At 59.8% G+C, this 19,831-nt stretch carries 23 protein-coding genes and 1 tRNA gene; 14 read left to right on the top strand and 10 right to left on the bottom strand.

Translation table 11 applies throughout. The features are described 5' to 3' along the window. Nucleotides 1–9 precede the first annotated feature (9 nt). The 6 genes from Q8O29_RS14010 to Q8O29_RS13985 all read right to left on the bottom strand — a co-directional run bounded on the left by Q8O29_RS14010 (nt 10) and on the right by Q8O29_RS13985 (nt 5,802). Nucleotides 10–1,683 (bottom strand): site-specific DNA-methyltransferase, encoded by a 1,674-nt coding sequence (locus Q8O29_RS14010; protein WP_305563805.1) that lies wholly within the window; start codon nt 1,681–1,683, stop codon nt 10–12. A gap of 29 nt (nt 1,684–1,712) precedes the next feature. After that, entirely contained in the window at nt 1,713–3,176 is a 1,464-nt protein-coding gene (locus Q8O29_RS14005) for an ATP-binding protein (protein ID WP_305563803.1), read from the bottom strand. A gap of 227 nt (nt 3,177–3,403) precedes the next feature. Then, a complete protein-coding gene (locus Q8O29_RS14000) occupies nt 3,404–3,694 on the bottom strand; it encodes a YbeD family protein (RefSeq protein ID WP_305563800.1) in 291 nt (96 codons plus the stop codon). Then, the gene (locus Q8O29_RS13995; protein ID WP_305563799.1) at nt 3,691–4,590 is read right to left on the bottom strand and encodes a D-amino acid aminotransferase; all 900 of its coding nucleotides are present in this window, start codon (nt 4,588–4,590) and stop codon (nt 3,691–3,693) included. Before Q8O29_RS13995 ends, Q8O29_RS14000 begins: the two co-directional genes overlap by 4 nt. A gap of 40 nt (nt 4,591–4,630) precedes the next feature. Further along, on the bottom strand, nt 4,631–5,221 hold the full coding sequence (locus Q8O29_RS13990; RefSeq protein WP_305563798.1) for a DUF2062 domain-containing protein: 591 nt from the start codon (nt 5,219–5,221) through the stop codon (nt 4,631–4,633). 110 nt (nt 5,222–5,331) lie between these two features. Next, on the bottom strand, nt 5,332–5,802 hold the full coding sequence (locus tag Q8O29_RS13985; RefSeq protein WP_305563797.1) for a CopD family protein: 471 nt from the start codon (nt 5,800–5,802) through the stop codon (nt 5,332–5,334). Between the two features lie 182 nt (nt 5,803–5,984). On the opposite strand from Q8O29_RS13985, the gene Q8O29_RS13980 reads away from it, so the two are divergent. The 10 genes from Q8O29_RS13980 to Q8O29_RS13935 all read left to right on the top strand — a co-directional run bounded on the left by Q8O29_RS13980 (nt 5,985) and on the right by Q8O29_RS13935 (nt 13,726). Then, the gene (locus tag Q8O29_RS13980; protein WP_371134242.1) at nt 5,985–6,515 is read left to right on the top strand and encodes an ATP synthase subunit I; all 531 of its coding nucleotides are present in this window, start codon (nt 5,985–5,987) and stop codon (nt 6,513–6,515) included. Between the two features lie 63 nt (nt 6,516–6,578). Then, nucleotides 6,579–7,478 carry a F0F1 ATP synthase subunit A gene (atpB, locus tag Q8O29_RS13975; protein WP_305563793.1) on the top strand — a complete coding sequence of 300 codons (900 nt, stop codon included), beginning with the start codon at nt 6,579–6,581 and terminating at the stop codon, nt 7,476–7,478. Between the two features lie 53 nt (nt 7,479–7,531). Continuing rightward, nucleotides 7,532–7,774, top strand: coding sequence for a F0F1 ATP synthase subunit C (gene atpE, locus Q8O29_RS13970; protein ID WP_305563791.1), 243 nt, complete (start codon nt 7,532–7,534; stop codon nt 7,772–7,774). 37 nt (nt 7,775–7,811) lie between these two features. Further along, on the top strand, nt 7,812–8,282 hold the full coding sequence (locus Q8O29_RS13965) for a F0F1 ATP synthase subunit B (protein ID WP_305563789.1): 471 nt from the start codon (nt 7,812–7,814) through the stop codon (nt 8,280–8,282). Between the two features lie 13 nt (nt 8,283–8,295). Beyond that, entirely contained in the window at nt 8,296–8,826 is a 531-nt protein-coding gene (locus Q8O29_RS13960; protein ID WP_305563787.1) for a F0F1 ATP synthase subunit delta, read from the top strand. A 60-nt stretch (nt 8,827–8,886) separates the two neighbouring features. Then, complete coding sequence (gene atpA / locus Q8O29_RS13955; protein WP_305563785.1) at nt 8,887–10,440, top strand: F0F1 ATP synthase subunit alpha; 1,554 nt, start codon at nt 8,887–8,889, stop codon at nt 10,438–10,440. Between the two features lie 44 nt (nt 10,441–10,484). Further along, nucleotides 10,485–11,351, top strand: a complete 867-nt coding sequence (gene atpG, locus Q8O29_RS13950) for a F0F1 ATP synthase subunit gamma (RefSeq protein WP_305563783.1) — start codon at nt 10,485–10,487, stop codon at nt 11,349–11,351. A 46-nt stretch (nt 11,352–11,397) separates the two neighbouring features. Beyond that, a complete protein-coding gene (gene atpD / locus Q8O29_RS13945; protein WP_305563781.1) occupies nt 11,398–12,825 on the top strand; it encodes a F0F1 ATP synthase subunit beta in 1,428 nt (475 codons plus the stop codon). 3 nt (nt 12,826–12,828) lie between these two features. Further along, nucleotides 12,829–13,254, top strand: coding sequence for a F0F1 ATP synthase subunit epsilon (locus Q8O29_RS13940; protein WP_305563779.1), 426 nt, complete (start codon nt 12,829–12,831; stop codon nt 13,252–13,254). Nucleotides 13,255–13,555: 301 nt separating this feature from the next. After that, on the top strand, nt 13,556–13,726 hold the full coding sequence (locus Q8O29_RS13935; protein ID WP_305563777.1) for a hypothetical protein: 171 nt from the start codon (nt 13,556–13,558) through the stop codon (nt 13,724–13,726). A 16-nt stretch (nt 13,727–13,742) separates the two neighbouring features. On the opposite strand, the gene Q8O29_RS13930 is transcribed toward Q8O29_RS13935, so the two are convergent. The 3 genes from Q8O29_RS13930 to Q8O29_RS13920 are packed head-to-tail and all read right to left on the bottom strand — an operon-like array spanning nt 13,743 to nt 15,820. Further along, nucleotides 13,743–14,285 carry a TPM domain-containing protein gene (locus Q8O29_RS13930; protein WP_305563775.1) on the bottom strand — a complete coding sequence of 181 codons (543 nt, stop codon included), beginning with the start codon at nt 14,283–14,285 and terminating at the stop codon, nt 13,743–13,745. A 5-nt stretch (nt 14,286–14,290) separates the two neighbouring features. Next, entirely contained in the window at nt 14,291–15,202 is a 912-nt protein-coding gene (locus Q8O29_RS13925) for a YgcG family protein (RefSeq protein ID WP_305563773.1), read from the bottom strand. 18 nt (nt 15,203–15,220) lie between these two features. Further along, nucleotides 15,221–15,820: a LemA family protein gene (locus Q8O29_RS13920; protein ID WP_305563771.1), complete on the bottom strand. Its 600-nt coding sequence runs from the start codon at nt 15,818–15,820 to the stop codon at nt 15,221–15,223. 235 nt (nt 15,821–16,055) lie between these two features. Between Q8O29_RS13920 and Q8O29_RS13915 the strand changes: the two genes are divergently transcribed. Genes Q8O29_RS13915 through Q8O29_RS13905 form a run of 3 tightly spaced genes read left to right on the top strand, consistent with a single transcriptional unit; the run spans nt 16,056 to nt 18,176 of the window. Next, the gene (locus Q8O29_RS13915) at nt 16,056–16,502 is read left to right on the top strand and encodes a nuclear transport factor 2 family protein (RefSeq protein WP_305563769.1); all 447 of its coding nucleotides are present in this window, start codon (nt 16,056–16,058) and stop codon (nt 16,500–16,502) included. Between the two features lie 17 nt (nt 16,503–16,519). Next, entirely contained in the window at nt 16,520–17,632 is a 1,113-nt protein-coding gene (locus tag Q8O29_RS13910; RefSeq protein ID WP_305563767.1) for a YheT family hydrolase, read from the top strand. Continuing rightward, the gene (locus Q8O29_RS13905; RefSeq protein ID WP_305563765.1) at nt 17,625–18,176 is read left to right on the top strand and encodes a DUF2946 family protein; all 552 of its coding nucleotides are present in this window, start codon (nt 17,625–17,627) and stop codon (nt 18,174–18,176) included. The genes Q8O29_RS13910 and Q8O29_RS13905 overlap by 8 nt, the downstream gene beginning before the upstream one ends. A 73-nt stretch (nt 18,177–18,249) precedes the next feature. On the opposite strand, the gene Q8O29_RS13900 is transcribed toward Q8O29_RS13905, so the two are convergent. Beyond that, nucleotides 18,250–19,119, bottom strand: a complete 870-nt coding sequence (locus Q8O29_RS13900) for a cytochrome c5 family protein (RefSeq protein ID WP_305563763.1) — start codon at nt 19,117–19,119, stop codon at nt 18,250–18,252. 203 nt (nt 19,120–19,322) lie between these two features. On the opposite strand from Q8O29_RS13900, the gene Q8O29_RS13895 reads away from it, so the two are divergent. Continuing rightward, nucleotides 19,323–19,398 (top strand) — tRNA-Arg (locus Q8O29_RS13895). Nucleotides 19,399–19,831: the final 433 nt, after the last annotated feature.

Below are 19,831 nucleotides of genomic sequence, written 5' to 3'. Positions count from 1 at the left end.
TATTCATCGTTACCGCGCCCTCACGTCATACGGAATGTGCTTGAACGTCACATTAGCCTGTTGCAGGCGCTCGGCTCCCAGGCGGCAGGCTTCGCCGTACACCAGCAGCGGCGCTGCGGGCTCGGGTGTGGTGGCGTGCAATGCGAGCAGGGCGTCTAGCACCGCCTGCGTCAACACATTGCCGCCGGCGGGGCGCTTGTCTTTCAGAATGCCGTTGAACAGCAGGTAACAGGCGAATAGCGGCGTTTTTACAAGCGAAATCAGCTCCTCGCCCTTGTCGGATATGCGCAAGCAGCTATCAAATTTATAGTGAATTCCAAGATACGGCGTGCCGGGCCGCGTGTGGCTGGCGTCCAGCGCCGTGCCGGTTTCCTGCTGCCAGACAAAAGCGGCCAGCGTGGCAAAACGCACGCCGGGGTGAATGCGGCCTTTCTCGTCAAACACCGGCGCGCCCAGCTTCATGAAACGAAAGCCGCCACCGCCCTGCCAGCCCACGGCCTTGCTGATGCCGCCTTGTTCGCCATCAATGACTTTTTGCAGGCGCGGCAGGCAATGCGTGGCGGCGTGTTCGCCCATTTCAATGCCTATCCAGCGGCGGCCCATCTTGTGGGCGACGGCGGCGGTGGTGCCGGAGCCGAGGAAGGAGTCGAGGATGAGGTCGTTGTGGTTGGTGGCGAGTTGTAGGACGCGCTGAATCAAACCTTCGGGTTTGGGCGTCGTGAATGTCGTCTCCCCGCCCAACGCAAGCACTTCTTTTTTCGCATCTTGGTTGTTACCCACTTCGTCGTTGCGCCAGATCGTGGTCGGTACAGTGCCCGCTTGCACTGAGTCAACGAACTTTTTCAATCTAGGCCGTTCGTTTTCACCCTTGATTCCCCAGAAAAGTAAGTTGGCCGCTTGGTTTTCTTTGGTTGACTCTCGGTCATACGCCCATACCCGCGTGGGTGAAGGTAGAACTTCTTTTCCCGTAGCGGGGTTCGTGATGGGGTAATAAAGGTTGGGTCGCTCATCACGCGTTTTGGCGCAGGTGTAATCGACAGAAAGCCAGCCACCGCGCGGATCTGCATCTGGATTTTTGAAATTATTCAGTTGTTTAGTACTGCGAGGCAGTAGTGCAGGGCGCCAAATTTCACTACGCTTGGCATAAACAAATAAGTGATCGTGATTGATGCTGAGTTGGTGCGCGTCGTTCTGCGGCGAGAACTTTTTTTCCCACACCACATTCGCCACAAAATTCCCCCGCCCAAACACCTCGTCCATCAGCACCTTGAGGTAATGCCCTTCGTTGTCATCAATCGTCACCCAGATCGAGCCGTCCTCCCGCAGCAGCTCGCGCAAGAGCTGCAGGCGCGGCAGCATCATGCTGAGCCACTGGGCGTGCTCCAGGTTGTCGTCGTAATGCTCGAACGCGCTTTTGGTGTTGTAGGGTGGGTCAATGAAGATGCATTTGACTTGCCCACGATAGAAGGGCAGCAGGGCCTTGAGCGCTTCGAGGTTGTCACCCTGGATCAGCAGGTTGTCGGTGATCGCGCGCGGCCCCTCACCCCCGCCCTCTCCCCAAAGGGGCGAGGGAGCAAGAGGTGCCGCAGTAGTATGCATCGACACCTGTTCCAGCAGCCGGTAAGGCACGCGGGCGGCGGTGGTGAAGGCGTTGGCGCGGTTGAGCCAGTCAAGTGTGGGCATGGGGCATCAGTAGCAAATGGGGACGTATCTCAACCGGCTTGTTGCAGCAGGTTGCGGGCGATGGTGTAGCAGTGCAGGCTGCTCGGGGTGAAGTCCACTTGCTTTCCGTCAATGGTTGCGCTGCCTGCCTGGGTGAGCGTGGTCACCAGCGGCGGCCGGGCCAGAGGGTGCTGCGCCATGAATTTACGCAGGCTTTTGAGTTCGCTCCAATCCGACCAGGCGCGGTCCGACCATTTGATCTCGACTGCAAAGCGCGGTTTCTGGGTGCTGGCGGCCAGGCCGACAAGATCGACCTCGTAGTCGGTGCGGCCTTCTTTCCATCTGGCGTAGTGCAGCGAGGCGATGGTGTCTGTGCTGTGCAGCCACTGGCTCCAGATGGCGGTTTCAACCAGGCGGCCCATGGCCGGGTCTTCGGCGCGTACGATGCCAAACAGCGCGGCGCGGATGGAGGGGTTGGTGAGGTAGACCTTGTAGCTGGTGGCGCGTTGCAGGCGGCGTGCGTTGTCGCTCAGGCGGTGAACCCGTTTGATCAGAAAAGCGGCCTCCAGATACTCCAGGTATTCGTCGATGCGTGTTTTGCTCAAGCCCGTGTCTTTGGACAAGCCCGCCGGTGCAACTTCCATCCCGGTGTTGTATGCCAGGACGTTGAAAAAGCGATTCAGTTCCTGCGTGTCAGAAATGCCAAACAGGCTGGGCAAGTCTTTTTGCAAAACTTTGTCCACAATATCCTGGCGCAGGTAGCGCCGGGGGTCTTGCCGTACCGAGGGGTTCATCACCGCTTCGGGGAAACCGCCGTAGTTGAGGTAGTTGATGAACTCCGCGTTCAGGGCCGCGATGTTGGGCGCGTGGTACTCGGGCCGCGCGGCGTCCAGCGCTGCGATGTCTTGTACCAGATGAGTCTGGCCACAAAAATCGAGGTATTCGGCAAAAGTGAGTGGCGGCAATACGAAGTCTGAAAACCGGCCTGCCCCCGATTCGCGGCTTTTCATGCGCAGTGCGGCTGCTGCGGAGCCGGTAGCGACAAAACGCACGCCTTTGTGGGTGTCGACCAGCACCTTGAGATGGGTTTCCCAATCTTTGAGGTACTGGATTTCGTCAAAAAACACGTACAAAACGCTTGTTGGATCGTCTAGCTTGTGGCGATGGGTGTCGATAAAGAGCTTGACCAGGCTACCCAGTGACTGGCCGGAGAATAAGGGCACGTCCATTTGCGCGACCATGATGCGCGAGCCTGAAACGCCAGAATCAAGAAGATCCTGCACCGCCTGCGTCAGCATGACCGTCTTGCCGACCCGACGGGGGCCGATGACCACGACCGCCCGCCGCACATCAATGGCTTTGATCAAGCGCATGAAGGACGTAAAGTAGGCGCGTTTGGGCCAGGCTTGCATGTCAGAGTCAATGCCTTTACCGGCTACCCACCAAGGATTGGTGTCGGCCAGGTACTCCTGCACCGCTGGCAATGGAATAACAAGAGACTGTTCTATTAGCATCTCGTGAGTTTACTTAAAATGTCAAATTAGGCGCAAATTTTATTACCTAATTTTAATTTAACTGTATTTCTCAATGAAATCAACAACTTACAAGTGTTGCGATTGATGGTGAGGTTGCCACGCCGGGCTTGATTTGCAGTCAGTGCGATATTTTCATAAGGCATGGCAGCCTTTATTCTTGTGAAAGAAACGACCTCAAAACTTTCACAAAACCGTGGAGCTGACGGTCAAAGCACCACCTTGACCATCGGATGCGTGGAAAGCGTGCGGTACAACTCATCAAGCTGCTCTCTGGAGGTCGCCGTTACGGTGATGGTGATGCCCAGGTACTTGCCGCCCTTGCTTTCGCGCAGCTCGATGGTGGAGGCATCAAACGCCGGGTCAAACTGGTGCGCAATGAGGCTGATGGCATGCACCAGCCCATCGGCTTTCTGGCCCATCACCTTGATCGGAAACTGCGACGGGTACTCGATCAGCGACTCCTGGCGCGGGACTTCAGGGGGCGTGGGGCTGCTCATGCCTGCTCTGCCTGTTTGGCGCGCTGGTAAGCGGCGTGTATCTTGGCATACACCGGGCCCGGCTTGCCGCTGCCAATCGGCTGGCCATCGAGCAGGGTGACGGGCAGTACCTCTTTGGTGGCCGACGACAGCAGCAACTCGTCGGCGCTGAACACTTCTTCGCGCTTGATACGGCGCAATTCAAAGCCAATGCCGGCGTCGTGGCAGATGCCCTCGATCAGGCCGTAGCGAATGCCTTCCAGCACCAGGTTGTCTTTGGGCGGGCCCAGCACCTTGCCGCCCTGCACCGCCCAGACGTTGCAGGCCGCCGCCTCGCTGAGGTAGCCGTCCCGGAACATCACGGTTTCGACCGCATCGACATCGGCACTGATCTGGCGCGCCAACACCGCGCCCAGCAGGCTGGTGCTTTTGATGTGCGCTTTGCTCCAGCGGAAGTCGTCGGCGCTGACGCAGGCCACGCCTTGTGCGCGTTGCTTGGGCGTGGGTGGCTTCATGCTGCTGGTCATGACGAAGACCGTGGGCGCCAGGTCGGGCGGCATGACATGGTCGCGCAGGGCCACGCCGCGCGTGATCTGGATGTACACCAGTTGGTCGATTTTTTCATGCGAGGTGTGTTGCGACAGCGCGTAGCCGTCCACCAGTTTCAGCACCAGCTCGCGCCACTTGGCATGGGACAGCGGATTGGCGATGCGCAACTCGGCCAAACTGCGGTCCAGGCGCGCCATGTGCTGGGCAAAACGGAAGGGCTTGCCGCCGTAGACTGGGACCACTTCGTAAATACCGTCGCCAAAGATGAAGCCGCGGTCCATCACGCTGATCTTCGCGTCTTTAAGCGCGGTGATTTCACCGTTGAGGTAGCAGGGCGTGTCGGGCAGAAGGGTGCTGGAAGTGGTCATCGTGGGTGCTGGAGGAGGGTGCAGTGATGGTGGGTGCTTATCACTGGCCGCGCAGTCGGCTGCGGCGCTTGAACCACACGCGCCAACGCCAGATCAGTTTGACCAGGATGTAACCGCTGACTGAGCCGACGACTGAAAAAATAGCCATGCCAAGTACGGCGCGCCAGCCAAATTGTTGCAGCCACGCCAGCGGATCAAATCCGCTGCTGATCGCAACGCCTTGGAGCACGGCGCTGTCGTCGATCACATCGTGCGACGTCACACCCAGAATCAGGCTGCCCAATTTGTAAGCCAGCCAGAGCCAGAAGCCGATGGTGAACGGGTTGGTGACCAGCGTCATGCCTACGGCCACCGGGATGTTGGCGCGCCACCAGACGCAATGGGCTGCTGCCACCAAAATCTGCGCGACAGGTATTGCAAACGCCCAGAACAGGCCAATGGCAACTCCCCGGGCTACCGCTTCATGTTGCAAATGCCAGAGCCCGGGCTCCTGCAGGCGATGCGCGACCGGCTTGAGCCATGGATGGGCCGCCAGTGTTTGGGGGCTGACGCCTTGCGTGAAGCGGTCTGTCCAACTTGCTTTGGTGCGCTTTTGCTCGGGACGGTCGGAATGCTGCTTGCGCGCGCTCATTGGGTTGCCAGTTTGGCTGGCGGATGTCGGGGTTTATCAATTTTCATTATGGAAAAAATCATGGTTCCTTGGATTTCTGCGTCGGGCATGCTGCAAGCAGACACCCAAAATTAGCGAATCAGTCGGACTGCGGCAATTGACAGCCAGCCCAGCACAAAGTTAATCACCGTCAGCCGATGAATCTGTTCCGCTGCCTTGGCGGCCAGCGACCACTCGGCGGCAGCCACGGCACGCTTGAATTTGCGAAACCCGGCGAAGTAAATGTGGCCAAAAATCAAAATCATCACGATGCCGATCCCCAGCATCAGGTTCCAGCCCAAGGGCACGCTGCCCGCGCCAGTGGCCGCTTTGACAGCCCTGAAGGCGGTGGTGTAGAGGTTGGTGCCGGTCGTGAACAGCGCCACAACGGAAACCAACACCAGCAGAAAAAAACGTTGCCAGACCTGGCCCATCAGCCGTGCCCGGGGCTGTGCCTCCAGCATGGCCAATGCGGCTGGCCGAAGCGCAAAAAGCATAAATGTCATGCCACCGATCCAGACAATGGCCGCGACAAGGTGAATGAGTTTGACTGCGTCGTACATGGCTTGTCCCAGATGGTTGTGACTAAAAGTCTTGATTGTGGCTCGTCGCCAAAGAATTTGACGAATGCGACCAATGTACCCCGGCCGCGCCCGACTTTAAGCCGCTGTTCGACAGCGTCGGGTTTCTACGTATAATCAAAGGCTTTGCTAATAACCGGCTTGTACCCTGCTCGTAATTTGTGATGGTAAAAATGACAAATTCGGCGGTTCTTCCCACGGCGAAGGTTTCAGCCCAGCCATTTGAGGCTGGAGACGAAGATTTCAAGCCGCTGACGCGCGAGGAAGCGCAAAAGCTGCGTGAAGCCAGTCCTTCGCTGTCGCCCTGGCGGGTGGTGGCATGGCAATTAATGGTCGGGCTTGTGCTGGCAGGTGCCGCCTGGGCTTTGACCGGAAGAAGCAATGTGGCCTGGTCGGCGCTCTACGGTGCCCTGGCGGTGGTTATTCCAGCGGCACTGTTTGCGCGGGGCATGGGGCGCGGTTTGTTGGGTGGGCTGGCGGGCCGGATGGCCGGGGGTCATCCGGGCGGCGCAGTAGCGGGTTTTGCCGGTTTTGTTTTTTGGGAAGCGGTGAAGATTTTGGTGACGGTGGCGATGCTGTTCGCTGCGCCAAAAGTGGTTGTTTCCCTGAGTTGGCTGGCCCTGGTGGCGGGGTTTGTGGTGACGATGAAGGTGGTTTGGGTGCTGTTGCTGTTTCGTCTGAAGGCGAAACCTTGAGCATGGCTTGAACCCGGCGTGGTTGAAGTCTTCAGGTATTAAAAAGAGGTAAACGGGTGATTTATGGCTGCTGAACAATCTGGAACACAAGGCCCGGCGGCTGGCGATTACATCGTTCACCATTTGCAGCACTTGCAGATGAATTTTTCAGGCCAGGGCGTCAAGCAAACCAGCATTGTTGACTTCAGCCTCTTTAATCTTGACTCGTTGATTTACTCCGTTATTTTGGGTGTGCTGGGTTGTTTTTTCCTGTGGCGCGCCGCCCGGAAAGCGACGTCCGGCGTACCCGGCCGTTTTCAGGCCGCTGTTGAAATGCTCTCCGAGCTGGTTGAAACCCAGGCGCGGGGCGTGGTGCGCAATGCCAACAGCCGCAAGCTGGTCGCTCCCTTGGCGCTGACCGTGTTTGTCTGGATTTTTCTGATGAACGCCATGGACATGCTGCCGGTAGACCTGCTTCCCGAGTTGTGGGCATTCGCTTATGGCGCAGCCGGTCATGACCCGGCGCATGCCTACATGCGGGTGGTGCCAACGGCTGACCTGTCAACTACGCTGGGCCTGTCGATCAGCGTGCTGCTGGTTTGCCTGGCCTACAACATCAAAATCAAAGGCCCCGGCGGGTGGGCGCATGAACTCGTGGCGGCGCCCTTTGGCGACCGCGTGTTTTTATACCCGATCAACTTTTTGATGCAGGTGATCGAGTATTTCGCCAAAACCCTTTCGCACGGCATGCGATTGTTCGGCAACATGTTCGCCGGCGAGCTGGTGTTCATGCTGGTGGCCTTGTTGGGTGGCGCATGGGCCTGGCAATTTAATCCGCTGCAAGGCGGTTTTTATCTCGGCGTCGGGCACATCCTTGCGGGCACGGTCTGGAGCATTTTTCACATCCTGGTGATCACGCTGCAAGCCTTTATCTTCATGATGTTGACCTTGATCTATGTAGGGCAGGCCCACGATTCACATTAAACTTTTTCGTTTTACCTTTCGTTTTACTTTTCTGTATTTTTTTAGGAGCAATCATGGAAAACACTCTTGGCCTCGTCGCGTTGGCTTGTGGTTTGATCGTAGGTTTGGGCGCTATGGGCGCATCCATCGGCATTGCGCTGATGGGCGGCAAGTTTCTTGAGGCCTCGGCCCGCCAGCCTGAGTTGATGAACGAGCTGCAAACCAAGATGTTTATTTTGGCCGGCCTGATCGACGCTGCGTTTCTGATCGGCGTGGCAATTGCCTTGCTGTTCGCTTTCGCCAGACCTTTCTCCTGATTTTCGGCGACCTTTCACGAGCGAAAGGGCTTGACCTGTGAACATTAACGCAACCCTGTTCCTGCAAGCCATCGTTTTTGCGATTTTGGTGTGGTTCACGATGAAATACGTGTGGCCCCCGATCACAAAAGCGCTGGACGAGCGGGCCAAGAAAATCGCTGAAGGCCTCGCTGCCGCTGACAAAGCCAAGTCTGAACTCTCCGTGGCCAACAAGCGCGTGGAAGAAGACCTGGCCAAGTCGCGCAATGAGTCCGCCGGGCGCCTGGCAGATGCCGAGCGTCGCGCCCAAGCCATGATCGAAGAGGCCAAGGCCAAAGCTGCGGAAGAGGGCAAGAAAATCATTGCCGCTGCCCAGGTCGAAGCCGAGCAGCAAACCGTCAAAGCCAGGGAGACGCTGCGCGAGCAGGTCGCTGCGCTGGCGGTCAAGGGTGCCGAGCAGATTCTGCGCAAGGAAGTCAATGCCGGTGTGCATGCTGACTTGCTGGGCCGCCTGAAGACCGAGCTGTAAGAGGGGCGTCAACATGGCAGAACTAGCCACCATCGCCCGTCCTTACGCTGAAGCGCTGTTCAAGGCCTCCGGGTCTGACCTGGGCGCTGCGGCGACCTGGCTGGATGAACTGGCCGTTATCGCAGCCAATGCGCAGCTGCAGCAGTTTGCAGGCAACCCCAGAGTCACGGCAGAACAGACGTTTGACGTGGTTTCCGGCGTGGCCAAGGCAAACCTGCCCGAGGCTGCAAAAAACTTCCTGCGCGCGGTGCTGGACAACGGGCGTCTCGGCGTCCTGCCCGAAATTGCCAGCCAGTTCCGGGTTTTGAAAAATGCGCAGAGCGGATCGTCAGATGCCATCGTGTACAGCGCGTTTGCGCTGGACGGTAGCGCACTGACCGATCTGGCGGCAACGCTGGAAAAGCGTTTTGGCCGCAAGCTCAACCTGAGGGTAGAGCTGGAACCCGAACTGATAGGCGGCGTACGTGTCGTGGTGGGTGACGAGGTGCTGGACACCTCGGTCAAAGCCCGTTTAGAGCAAATGAAAGTGGCGCTGATTTCGTGATGTTGTGCCCAAGCGCAACTTCCCGGTATTAGCCAACAACACAGAAAGAAGGAAAGAGTCATGCAACTCAATCCCGCAGAAATTTCCGAACTGATCAAGAGCCGTATTGAAGGCTTGGCCGTTCATGCCGACATTCGCAACCAGGGCACCGTGGTGTCTGTGTCCGACGGTATCGTGCGTATCCACGGCCTGTCCGATGTGATGCAGGGCGAGATGCTGGAATTCCCGCCTACCGCTGACGGCACCCCCACTTATGGCCTGGCCCTGAACCTGGAGCGCGACTCGGTCGGCTCGGTGATTCTGGGCGAGTACGAACACATCGCTGAAGGCGACACCGTCAAGTGCACGGGCCGCATTCTGGAAGTGCCGGTCGGCCCCGAGCTGCTGGGCCGTGTGGTCAATGCGCTGGGTCAGCCGATTGACGGCAAAGGCCCGGTCAATGCCAAGATGACCGATGTGATTGAAAAGGTGGCACCTGGTGTGATTGCCCGTAAATCGGTGGACCAGCCTTTGCAAACCGGTTTGAAGTCGATTGACTCCATGGTGCCGATTGGCCGTGGCCAGCGCGAGCTGATCATTGGTGACCGCCAGACCGGTAAAACGGCTGTGGCGATTGACGCCATCATCAACCAGAAGGGCACCGGCGTATTCTGCGTCTACGTGGCCATCGGCCAGAAGGCTTCGTCAATCAAAAACGTGGTGCGCTCGCTGGAGCAAGCCGGTGCCATGGACTACACCATCGTTGTGGCTGCATCTGCATCCGAGTCGGCTGCCATGCAATATGTCAGCGCTTACTCTGGCTGCACCATGGGCGAGTACTTCCGCGACCGCGGTCAGGACGCGCTGATTGTTTATGACGACCTGTCCAAGCAGGCTGTGGCCTACCGTCAGGTGTCGCTGCTGTTGCGCCGTCCCCCAGGCCGCGAAGCCTATCCCGGCGACGTGTTTTATCTGCACAGCCGTCTGCTTGAGCGCGCAGCCCGCGTGAACGAAAAATACGTTGAAGACTTCACCAAAGGCGAAGTCAAAGGCAAAACCGGATCACTGACGGCCCTGCCGATTATTGAGACGCAAGCCGGCGACGTGTCGGCCTTCGTGCCTACCAACGTGATCTCGATCACCGACGGTCAGATTTTCCTGGAAACCAGCCTGTTCAACGCCGGTATCCGCCCTGCGATCAACGCCGGTATCTCGGTGTCGCGCGTCGGAGGTGCTGCCCAGACCAAGCTGATCAAGAACCTCTCCGGTGGTATCCGTACCGATCTGGCCCAGTACCGTGAGCTGGCTGCGTTTGCGCAGTTCGCGTCTGACCTGGACGAAGCGACCCGCAAGCAGCTGGACCGCGGTGCCCGCGTGACTGAACTGCTCAAGCAGTCCCAGTACTCGCCGTTGTCGATTTCCAACATGGCCGCCACGCTGTTCGCAGTGAACAAGGGCTTCATGGACGACGTGGAAGTCAAGAAGGTTCTGGCGTTCGAATCCGGACTGCACAGCTACCTGAAGGACAAAAACGCTGCGCTGATGGCCAAGCTGGAAGCCAACAAGGCCATGGACAAGGACGCCGAGGCTGAGCTGAACACGGCAGTGGCTGCGTTCAAGAAGTCATTCGCTTGATCTGACCTAAAACCAAAGCGTTCTAGAAACTATTAGGAACAGAAATGGCTGCAGGCAAGGAAATTAGAGGCAAGATCAAATCGGTGGAAAACACCAAGAAGATCACCAAAGCCATGGAAATGGTGGCGGCCTCCAAGATGCGCAAGGCGCAGGAACGGATGCGTGCCGCCCGTCCTTACAGCGACAAGATCCGCAACATCGCGGCTAATTTGGCCCAGGCCAACCCCGAGTACACGCACGCCTTCATGGAGTCCAACGACACCAAAACGACGGGTTTCATCGTGGTGACCACCGACAAGGGCTTGTGCGGTGGCCTCAATACCAATGTGCTGCGTGCCGTGACGCTCAAGCTCAAGGAGCTGCAGGCGGCGGGCGAGGATTCGCAGGCGGTGGCCATCGGCAACAAGGGTCTGGGTTTTCTCAACCGCGTTGGCGCCAAGGTGATCTCGCATGTGACGCAGCTTGGCGACAAGCCGCACCTGGAGAAGCTGATCGGTCCCGTCAAGGTGCTGCTCGACGCATACAGCGAAGGCAAGATCAAGACGGTGTACCTGTGCTACACCAAGTTCATCAACACCATGCGTCAGGAGCCGGTGGTCGAGCAGTTGCTGCCGCTGACGGCAGAAAACATGCAGGCCGACAAGGACCAGCACGGCTGGGACTACATCTACGAGCCTGATGCACAGACCGTCATTGACGACCTGCTGGTCCGTTACGTCGAAGCGCTGGTTTATCAGGCGGTGGCCGAAAACATGGCGTCCGAGCAGTCCGCCCGCATGGTGGCCATGAAGGCCGCCACCGACAACGCCGGCAGCGTGATTGGCGAGCTCAAGCTGGTTTACAACAAAACGCGCCAGGCAGCGATCACGAAAGAACTTTCGGAAATCGTCGCTGGTGCTGCTGCGGTTTAAACCGCCACACCGATTTAAAGATTAAAGAATAGAAAAGGATCCAGTCATGGCTCAAGAGAATCCGAAAATGAACACAAGTGTTCAGGGCAAGATTGTTCAGTGTATCGGTGCGGTGGTTGACGTGGAATTTGCGCGCAACCAGATGCCCAAGATTTATGACGCGCTCAAGATGGAAGGCTCCGCGCTGACGCTTGAAGTCCAGCAACAGCTGGGCGACGGCGTGGTGCGTACCATTGCGCTGGGCACGTCCGACGGCCTGCGTCGCGGCAACATGGTGTACAACACCGGCGCCAACATCACCGTGCCGGTCGGCAAGGCTACCCTGGGCCGCATCATGGATGTGCTGGGCGCGCCAATTGACGAGCGTGGCCCGGTGGACCAGACCCTGACTGCTCCGATTCACCGCAAAGCCCCGGCTTATGACGAGTTGAGCCCATCGCAGGAACTGCTGGAAACCGGCATCAAGGTGATTGACCTGGTGTGCCCGTTTGCCAAAGGCGGCAAGGTTGGCCTGTTCGGCGGCGCCGGCGTCGGCAAGACCGTGAACATGATGGAACTCATCAACAACATCGCCAAGGCGCACTCGGGTCTGTCCGTGTTTGCCGGGGTGGGCGAGCGTACCCGCGAGGGCAATGACTTCTATCACGAGATGGCCGATTCCGGCGTGGTGAACCTGGAGAACCTCGGTGAGTCCAAGGTTGCGATGGTGTACGGCCAGATGAACGAGCCCCCAGGCAACCGTCTGCGGGTGGCGCTGACCGGCCTGACGATTGCCGAGTCTTTCCGTGACGAAGGCCGCGACGTGTTGTTCTTCGTGGACAACATCTACCGCTACACGCTGGCCGGTACCGAAGTGTCCGCGCTGCTCGGTCGCATGCCTTCCGCCGTGGGTTACCAGCCCACGCTGGCCGAAGAAATGGGCCGCCTGCAAGAGCGTATTACCTCGACCAAGGTGGGCTCCATCACTTCCATCCAGGCGGTTTACGTGCCGGCCGATGACTTGACCGACCCGTCGCCTGCCACCACCTTTGCCCACCTGGACTCCACCGTGGTGTTGAGCCGTGATATTGCTTCGCTGGGTATCTACCCGGCGGTTGATCCCCTCGACTCAACCAGCCGCCAGCTGTCGCCAGCCGTGGTCGGTGAAGACCACTACAACACGGCGCGTGCCGTGCAGGGCACGCTACAGCGCTACAAGGAATTGCGCGACATTATTGCGATTCTGGGCATGGACGAACTCGCGCCTGAAGACAAGCTGGCCGTGGCCCGCGCCCGCAAGATCCAGCGCTTCCTGTCGCAGCCTTTCCATGTGGCTGAAGTGTTCACCGGCTCACCCGGCAAATACGTCAGCCTGGCGGAAACCATTCGCGGCTTCAAGATGATTGTGGCTGGCGAGTGTGATCACCTGCCAGAGCAGGCCTTTTACATGGTCGGCACGATTGACGAAGCTTTCGAGAAGGCCAAGAAGGTCTAAGTCATGGACACCCCACACACCATCCGCGTCGATGTGGTCAGTGCCGAGGAGTCCATCTTCTCCGGCGAAGCCAGGTTTGTGGCTTTGCCGGGCGAGGCGGGCGAGCTGGGCATTTACCCACGCCACACACCGCTGATCACCCGAATCAAACCAGGTGCGGTGCGCATTGAAAAGGCCGACGGCACGGAAGAGTTTGTTTTCGTCGCTGGTGGCTTGCTCGAAGTGCAACCGCACTGCGTGACCGTGCTCAGCGACACCGCCATCCGTGGCAAAGACCTGGACGAAGCCAAGGCCGGCGTGGCCAAAGCGGCTGCCGAAGAGGCCCTGAAAAACGCCAAGACCGATATCGATATCGCGATGGCGCAATCCGAACTGATGGTGATGGCGGCGCAAATTGCCGCCCTGCGCAAGTTCCGCCAGAAAAAGTAAGGCAGCGCATCGCTCGCCGCCGGTATTTGCACCAACGCCAAAGCCCCTGCCGCAAGCCAGGGGCTTTTTCATGTGCTCCACACACACCTGGCTACAGGCCGTCGGGGTGCAACCCTTACCCGGCACGGGTAGCGGTTGTGTGGTGTTTGCCGGAAGTGTCATTTTTGGGGTGCTACAGTTTTATACCAGTCAAATATGCCTCCAGCCCTTATCACACCTGCGTAAGCAGCTACTAAATTGATAGCGAATGGTAACAACTCCTCACGCCAGGACGCGCCGATGGGCGCTATGTTGGAGGGGGTTGAAACGACCAAGAGGAGGGCAGATCATGGACAGCATTCTGGACAGCGAGACCTGGGCGGACGAGGTCCACCCAGCGGTACAGGCCCGACGTGTGGGCTGGGTCTGGCTCAGGCGCGGGCTGTTGTTGCTCTGTACCGTTGCGGCCCTCGGCGTACTGCTCGCGCGTTAGCTGCAAAGGCAAGCGGCTATTGAATCAGGGGTGCGTCAGGCAATTCGTTGCCTGCGTCATGGACGCCGCTGGCGCCCGGCTGTAGCGCAAAGTGCTGCATCAGCACGGCCGAACATTCTTCCAGCGCCTGTGTCAGCCCGTCTTCGTAACGCTGCTCTTTGAAGGCGCTGGCCATGTGCGCCACCATGGCCTGCCACTGGGCCGCGCTGACGTGCCGGGCCACACCACGATCCGCCACAATTTCGATGGCGTGTTCTGCCACTAGCAGGTAAATCAGGATGCCGTTGTTGTGTTCGGTGTCCCAGACCCCCAACTTGCCAAACATCGCCACAGCCCTCTCGCGGGTGAGTGCGGCCAGGCTGTGGTTGCCGTCCAGCCGCCACAGGGTGCTGGCGGGCAGTGCGGCCTCGACACAAATCCTGATCTCGCCGCTGTGGCGCCGCTCGCTGGCGGCCACGCGCCGGGCCAGCCGCTCCAGCATGTCCGGCGGAATCGCGCGTGCCGCGTCGGATGCGTCCAGCCACAGGTGTTTGAGCAGGAGTTTAAGTTGGGTGATCATGACGCCTACCAGCTTCCCGACGCGCCACCGCCGCCAAAGTTGCCGCCCCCGCCGCTGCTGAAACCACCTCCGCCGCCACCACCACCAAAACCGCCACCGCCGCCCCAGCCCGACGAGCCCCGGCCGCGACCCATACCGCCCATAGCGCCCAAGCTGCCCAGACTGGACACCAGCGCAAACAGCATGCCCGCCAGCGCCGCAATGCCGCCTATCCACAGGCTGCTGGTGAACAGCCAGGCCAGCGCACCGACTGCGCCGCCGGTGGCGACCGAACCCAGCTTGCGGCCCAGCATGCTGGCCAGCACGCGCCCGCCTATCGGCACCGCAAAAAACAGAAACACCGCCATGTCGGTCCAGTTGATGCCGCTGTCGGCAGGGCGGCTGCCGCCGGGCTGATCAGGGACCGGCAGGTTTTCACCCGTGATGCGCGCCATGATCTGGTCGGTGGCGGCATTGATACCGCCGGCAAAGTCGTTTTGCCGAAAGCGCGGCGTGATGGCGCTGTCAATGATCTGGCGCGCGGCCAGATCGGGGATGGCCCCTTCCAGCGTTTTGGTGGTTTCAATGCGCACCTTGCGGTCGTCTTTGGCCACCAGCAGCAGCAGCCCGTCACCGATGGACTTGCGCCCGATCTTCCAGCTGTCACCCACCCGCTGCGCATACGCCGCGATGTCTTCCGGCGCGGTGGTGGGCACCATCAATACCACCACCTGTGCGCCGCGCGCCTTCTCAAAAGCGGCCAGCTTGGCCTCAAGAGCCTGCTTTTGTGCGGCATCCAGGGTGCCGGTGCGGTCCATCACGCGGGCAGTCAACGCAGGTACCGGCAGAACATCCTGCGCACGCAGCGCACCGATGCCCACAAACAAACACAGGGCCAGCGCGAGCTGCGGCCAATGGAAGGAGCGAAAGTGGCGCATGCCCGGCAAAGTGTTGGCTTACTTCTTGTTGAAGTCCACCGTGGGCGGGGCAGAAATTTGCGTCTCGTTCTGCACACTGAAGGTCGGTTTGACTGCGTAACCAAACACCATCGCCGTCAGGTTGTTGGGAAAGCTGCGCGCCAGCACGTTGTACGCCTGCACCGCCTGGATGTAGCGGTTGCGCGCCACGGTGATGCGGTTCTCTGTCCCTTCGAGCTGCACGCGCAGGTCCTGGAAGCCCTGGTTGGCCTTGAGGTTGGGGTAGTTTTCAGTGACCACCAGCAAACGCGACAGCGCCGAGCTGAGCTCGCCTTGCGCCGCCTGAAATTTGGCAAAGGCTTCCGGATTGTTCAGCGTCTCGGGTGTCACCTGTATGGAGGTGGCTTTTGCCCGCGCTTCCACCACTTTGGTCAGCGTGTCCTGCTCAAAAGCGGCTTCGCCCTTGACGGTGGCCACAATGTTGGGCACCAGGTCGGCGCGGCGCTGGTACTGGTTCAGCACCTCGGACCAGGCCGACTTGGTCTGTTCGTCCAGGCGCTGGAAGTCGTTGTAGCCGCAGCCGGACAGCAGCAGCGCCAATGCGCCAACAAGGGCCCCATTGAAAAAGCGTGATTTCATGACAAGCCTCCAAAAATGCGATTTGCAACACTACCATAGACAACGATGTCCATCGAGTCGGAAAATCGCTCTTCCAATGGCAGGCCAATGTGTTTGCCAATCGCTTCGCCTCGTCCGACGCGCGCCAGCACTGGCAACACGCACAAACTGCTCGTGGCCCGTGACATGCAGGGCGTCGTGCAGCCATGGCTTAATACGAAGGTCAGCGCCTAGTACTGCACCTTCCCACCGAACCATGCGAAAACCCAAAGTACCCCCGGCCAGCAGCGGCAACGCCGATGACATCGAAGCGGCTTTTTACGAAGCGCTGCAACTCGGCGACATCGACAAACTCATGGCCTGCTGGGCCGATGAGGACGATATTGTCTGTGTGCACCCCGGCGGTCCCCGCTGGCTGGGCGCTGGTGCGATACGCGCGGCGTTTGAAGCCATGTTTGCCATCGGCACCATACGCGCGCATGCCGAAAAAGTCCATAAAGTTGAAGCCATGAGCGCCAGCGTGCACAGCGTGCTTGAGCGTATCGAGGTGATAACCGAAGATGGGCTGCGCCACGCCTATGTGATTGCCACCAACGTGTACAACAAGACCGCGCAGGGCTGGCGCATGGTTGCCCACCACGCCAGCCCCGGCACGCCGCGCGAAATGCAGGAAGTCTCCGACAGCCCGCAAGTGCTGCATTGAGTTTGCTTCCCCTGCCCATGATTTACCAAGCCCCGTGGTGGTTGCCTGGCGGCAACCTGCAGACCATTTATGCGGCCCTGCGTTCGCAGCGTTATCTGGCCGAAGCGCCCAGCTTCCGGCGCGAGCGCTGGGTCACGCCCGATAACGATTTTGTCGATGTCGATTTTGCGCAGCATGCTACCGGCGCGAATACCGAACGCAGCGAAGGGCTGCCCCCCCCTTCGACAAGCTCAGGACAATCGGAAGATACCTCAGGGGGCTTTCTTCAACAGGCTCAGGACGAACGGATGCCGGTAGGGAGCGTGGGAGTCCCACTTCTTGTGGTGTTTCACGGCCTGGAAGGCTCCTCGGCCAGCCATTACGCTGAAGCCTTTGCCGATGTCGCGCGTGTGCGCGGCTGGGCCTGCGCCGTGCCGCATTTCCGTGGCTGCTCGGGCGAACTCAACCATGCGCCCCGCGCCTACCATTCGGGCGACTTCGAGGAGATCGACTGGATACTGCGGCGTTTGAAAGCCGCCCATGCGGGCGCGGTGGTGGCGGTGGGTATTTCGCTGGGCGGCAATGCCCTGATGCGCTGGGCAAGCGAGCTTGGCAGCGCCGCCAGTAGCGTGGTCAGTGCGGTGGCGTCGGTCTGCTCCCCGCTGGACCTGGCGGCCAGCGGCCGTGCCATCGGTCAAGGTTTTAACCGCCTGGTCTACACACGCATGTTCCTGAGCTCCATGGTGCCCAAGGCGCTTAAAAAGCTGGAGCAGCACCCCGGTCTCTTCAGCGTCGAAGACTTGTTGGCGGCGCGCGACCTGTACGCGTTCGACAACGTGGTGACGGCGCCGCTGCACGGCTTCAAGAACACCGAAGACTACTGGCGACGCGCTTCGGCCAAGCCGCACATGCGGCGCATTGCGGTGCCTGCGCTGGCGCTCAATGCACTCAACGATCCTTTCGTGCCGGCGGCCAGCCTGCCGCAGTCCGCCGACGTCAGCGCGGCCGTGACGCTGTGGCAGCCGCGCGAAGGTGGCCATGTCGGGTTTCCGTCGGCGCCGTTTCCCGGCCATGTGCGTGCCATGCCCGAGGCCGTCTGCGGATTTTTCGCGGCGCAGTTGCCATTGGCGGAAAATCAAGGCCATGGATGACATCGTTCGCCAGGCCATTGCCAAATGGCCCAACGTGCCCGACTGCTACGGCTGGTTGGGGCTGGATGCACGCGGCAACTGGTACATGCGTGACGACCAGGCGCAGGCGGCCGGACCGTTTGCCGGCGGTGTCGCGGCGGGCAAGGGCTCGCTGCTCAAGCACGACAAGCTGATCGACTTCATTGCCCGCAACTACGAAAGCGACAAGGCCGGCCGGTGGTTTTTCCAGAACGGCCCGCAGCGCGTGTATGTGGAGCTGGAGGCGACGCCGCTGGTGTGGCGCATCGGCATCGCACCCGATTTCGCAGTGACATCGCACACCGGCGAGGCGGCGCGTGTGCAGCGCTGCGTCCTTGACGAGCACGGCCGGGTCTACCTCGACACGCATCTGGGTTTTGGCCTGGTTCATACGCAAGACATGCTGCACGCGGCCGAGGCCATCGAGCAGGGCCTTTGGGTGCCGCAGGAGGTGCCCACGCGGGACTTGCCGCAGCGTTTTGCCTATGTGCGCAGCCCCGCCGCTGGTCAGCAGCCCAAGGCCTGATGCTATCAAATAAATAGCTGATGTCGCCCGTCAGACATGGGTCAGAGGCCTTTTTCCATGGCTTGCTGCTCCTTTATTTGACGGTGCTGACCATGTACTGCACGACGGCTTTGATGTCGGCATCCGAGCCGGTCGAGCCGCCGCGTGGCGGCATGGCGCCCTTGCCCTTGATGACGCTGGCGGTCAGGGCATCCACGCCCAGTGCAACGCGCGGCGCCCAGGCCGCCTTGTCGGCAAGCTTGGGCGCATTGGCGACGCCTGCGATGTGGCAGGCTGCGCAAGCCTGGGTGTACAGGGCCGGAACGGCGCCGGCTACGGTTGTCGGCGCGGCGGCAGGTGCTGCTGCGGTCTTGTTGGCAGCGGCCACGGCGGTCATCACGTCGGGGGAGGGCCCAGCAGCGGGTGCGGCACTGTCCGGGGCCGCAGCCACCGCAGCGGCCCGCTGCGGCTCGGCAAATTTTGCGCCCGCTGAATTGGCCATGTGCACAACGGCCCGGCCGATTTCGGCATCTTCAAAATCGCCACCGCCCTGCGCGGCCATGGCGCCCTTGCCTTTGAGGGCGGAAGTCAGCAAGGCTTCGTAGCCGGTGCGGATGCGCGGTCCCCAGCTTGCGGCGTCGCCCAGCTTGGGCGCGTTGGCTACGCCAGCGGTGTGGCAGGCGGCACATTGAACGGCATAGACTTCCGCGCCGGCCTTGAGCGGGCGGTTCGCATCGCGAATCTCCACCATGCCGATTTTCTGGATGCGCTGTGCCACGGCCTTTTCAACATTGACGGCGCCAGCGGGGGGACGCTTGTCCGATGTGACGTAATAAACCAGTGCAATGATGGCGAAAATAGGGACAACAAAAGAGAAAAAAATCGCAGCCAGTAGCTGCTGGGGTGTTTTGATGGGGCCAGAGTGGTCTTCTTCGTGGGCCGTCGTGTGATCGTTTGCGCTCATGGCTTCCTCAAAAAGGCAGATATCGGGTGACTAAAGCAACTCATATTCGACAACCTTTGATTATAGCTGCGGCCTCCCTGAGGACTGGGCGACGCTGGCCTGGCTGGTAGAATCCATGCTTTCCACAGGAACATGCCCAACTGGCGGGGTCCTGTGAACTCCCTGCGCACTGCAAAGTCGATCAGGGTCATCCTTTCAGCGTTGCGGCTGTAGCTCAGTGGATAGAGTATTGGCCTCCGAAGCCAAGGGTCGTGGGTTCGATCCCCGCCAGCCGCACCAAAATCAATGACTTACGTGTGCCGCTTGAGGCGCATCTTGCAGTCAATTGATTTCAAGCTGGCCCTTTCAGCATGACTTGTGGGCCAAGCAGGGCGCTAGGGCTATGGTCAACGCAGATGTTGGCCGTTTCATGTGGCCCATCCGTGGCCCACTTGTGGCCCATATGATTTGCAGATGCTTAAACGCCAGCATTTTTTTTGATCATAACCCTCTAGGAGCCTGGGCGGCAGAAGGTACGTCGGCTGCAAAGTGGCCGCGACGGTCCATTTTTCACCGGCTTCTTGCCCCATAGCTACGGCTATGAGGCTGCAAACCCGGCAAAAACTGTCCTCGCCGGGGCCACTTTTCGCTTCGACGCCTTCTGCCGCCCAGGCTCCTGGCCTATCAAATCCGCACTGGTTCAGTCGCTGCGGGTGAACAGCCGATTGATGAA

The sequence above is a fragment of the Polaromonas sp. genome, assembly GCF_030689685.1.
Classification (GTDB): Bacteria; Pseudomonadota; Gammaproteobacteria; order Burkholderiales; family Burkholderiaceae_C; genus Polaromonas.
The sequence above is the reverse complement of the archived record's forward strand: the minus strand, read 5'-3'. Positions and strand labels throughout refer to the sequence as shown.

Bases quoted from the DNA above. Each gene is read 5' to 3' on its own strand.
- Q8O29_RS13980 (WP_371134242.1), top strand. From the start codon at position 5,985: ATGGTAAAAATGACAAATTCGGCGGTTCTTCCCACGGCGAAGGTTTCA.
- Q8O29_RS13940 (WP_305563779.1), top strand. From the start codon at position 12,829: ATGGACACCCCACACACCATCCGCGTCGATGTGGTCAGTGCCGAGGAG.
- Q8O29_RS13985 (WP_305563797.1), bottom strand. From the start codon at position 5,802: ATGTACGACGCAGTCAAACTCATTCACCTTGTCGCGGCCATTGTCTGG.
- Q8O29_RS13990 (WP_305563798.1), bottom strand. From the start codon at position 5,221: ATGAGCGCGCGCAAGCAGCATTCCGACCGTCCCGAGCAAAAGCGCACC.
- Q8O29_RS13900 (WP_305563763.1), bottom strand. From the start codon at position 19,119: ATGAGCGCAAACGATCACACGACGGCCCACGAAGAAGACCACTCTGGC.
- Q8O29_RS13905 (WP_305563765.1), top strand. From the start codon at position 17,625: ATGGATGACATCGTTCGCCAGGCCATTGCCAAATGGCCCAACGTGCCC.
- Q8O29_RS14010 (WP_305563805.1), bottom strand. From the start codon at position 1,683: ATGCCCACACTTGACTGGCTCAACCGCGCCAACGCCTTCACCACCGCC.
- Q8O29_RS13920 (WP_305563771.1), bottom strand. From the start codon at position 15,820: ATGAAATCACGCTTTTTCAATGGGGCCCTTGTTGGCGCATTGGCGCTG.
- Q8O29_RS13960 (WP_305563787.1), top strand. From the start codon at position 8,296: ATGGCAGAACTAGCCACCATCGCCCGTCCTTACGCTGAAGCGCTGTTC.
- atpA (WP_305563785.1), top strand. From the start codon at position 8,887: ATGCAACTCAATCCCGCAGAAATTTCCGAACTGATCAAGAGCCGTATT.
- Q8O29_RS13915 (WP_305563769.1), top strand. From the start codon at position 16,056: ATGCGAAAACCCAAAGTACCCCCGGCCAGCAGCGGCAACGCCGATGAC.
- Q8O29_RS13995 (WP_305563799.1), bottom strand. From the start codon at position 4,590: ATGACCACTTCCAGCACCCTTCTGCCCGACACGCCCTGCTACCTCAAC.
- Q8O29_RS13910 (WP_305563767.1), top strand. From the start codon at position 16,520: ATGATTTACCAAGCCCCGTGGTGGTTGCCTGGCGGCAACCTGCAGACC.
- atpE (WP_305563791.1), top strand. From the start codon at position 7,532: ATGGAAAACACTCTTGGCCTCGTCGCGTTGGCTTGTGGTTTGATCGTA.
- Q8O29_RS14005 (WP_305563803.1), bottom strand. From the start codon at position 3,176: ATGCTAATAGAACAGTCTCTTGTTATTCCATTGCCAGCGGTGCAGGAG.
- Q8O29_RS14000 (WP_305563800.1), bottom strand. From the start codon at position 3,694: ATGAGCAGCCCCACGCCCCCTGAAGTCCCGCGCCAGGAGTCGCTGATC.
- atpG (WP_305563783.1), top strand. From the start codon at position 10,485: ATGGCTGCAGGCAAGGAAATTAGAGGCAAGATCAAATCGGTGGAAAAC.
- Q8O29_RS13930 (WP_305563775.1), bottom strand. From the start codon at position 14,285: ATGATCACCCAACTTAAACTCCTGCTCAAACACCTGTGGCTGGACGCA.
- Q8O29_RS13925 (WP_305563773.1), bottom strand. From the start codon at position 15,202: ATGCGCCACTTTCGCTCCTTCCATTGGCCGCAGCTCGCGCTGGCCCTG.
- atpD (WP_305563781.1), top strand. From the start codon at position 11,398: ATGGCTCAAGAGAATCCGAAAATGAACACAAGTGTTCAGGGCAAGATT.
- atpB (WP_305563793.1), top strand. From the start codon at position 6,579: ATGGCTGCTGAACAATCTGGAACACAAGGCCCGGCGGCTGGCGATTAC.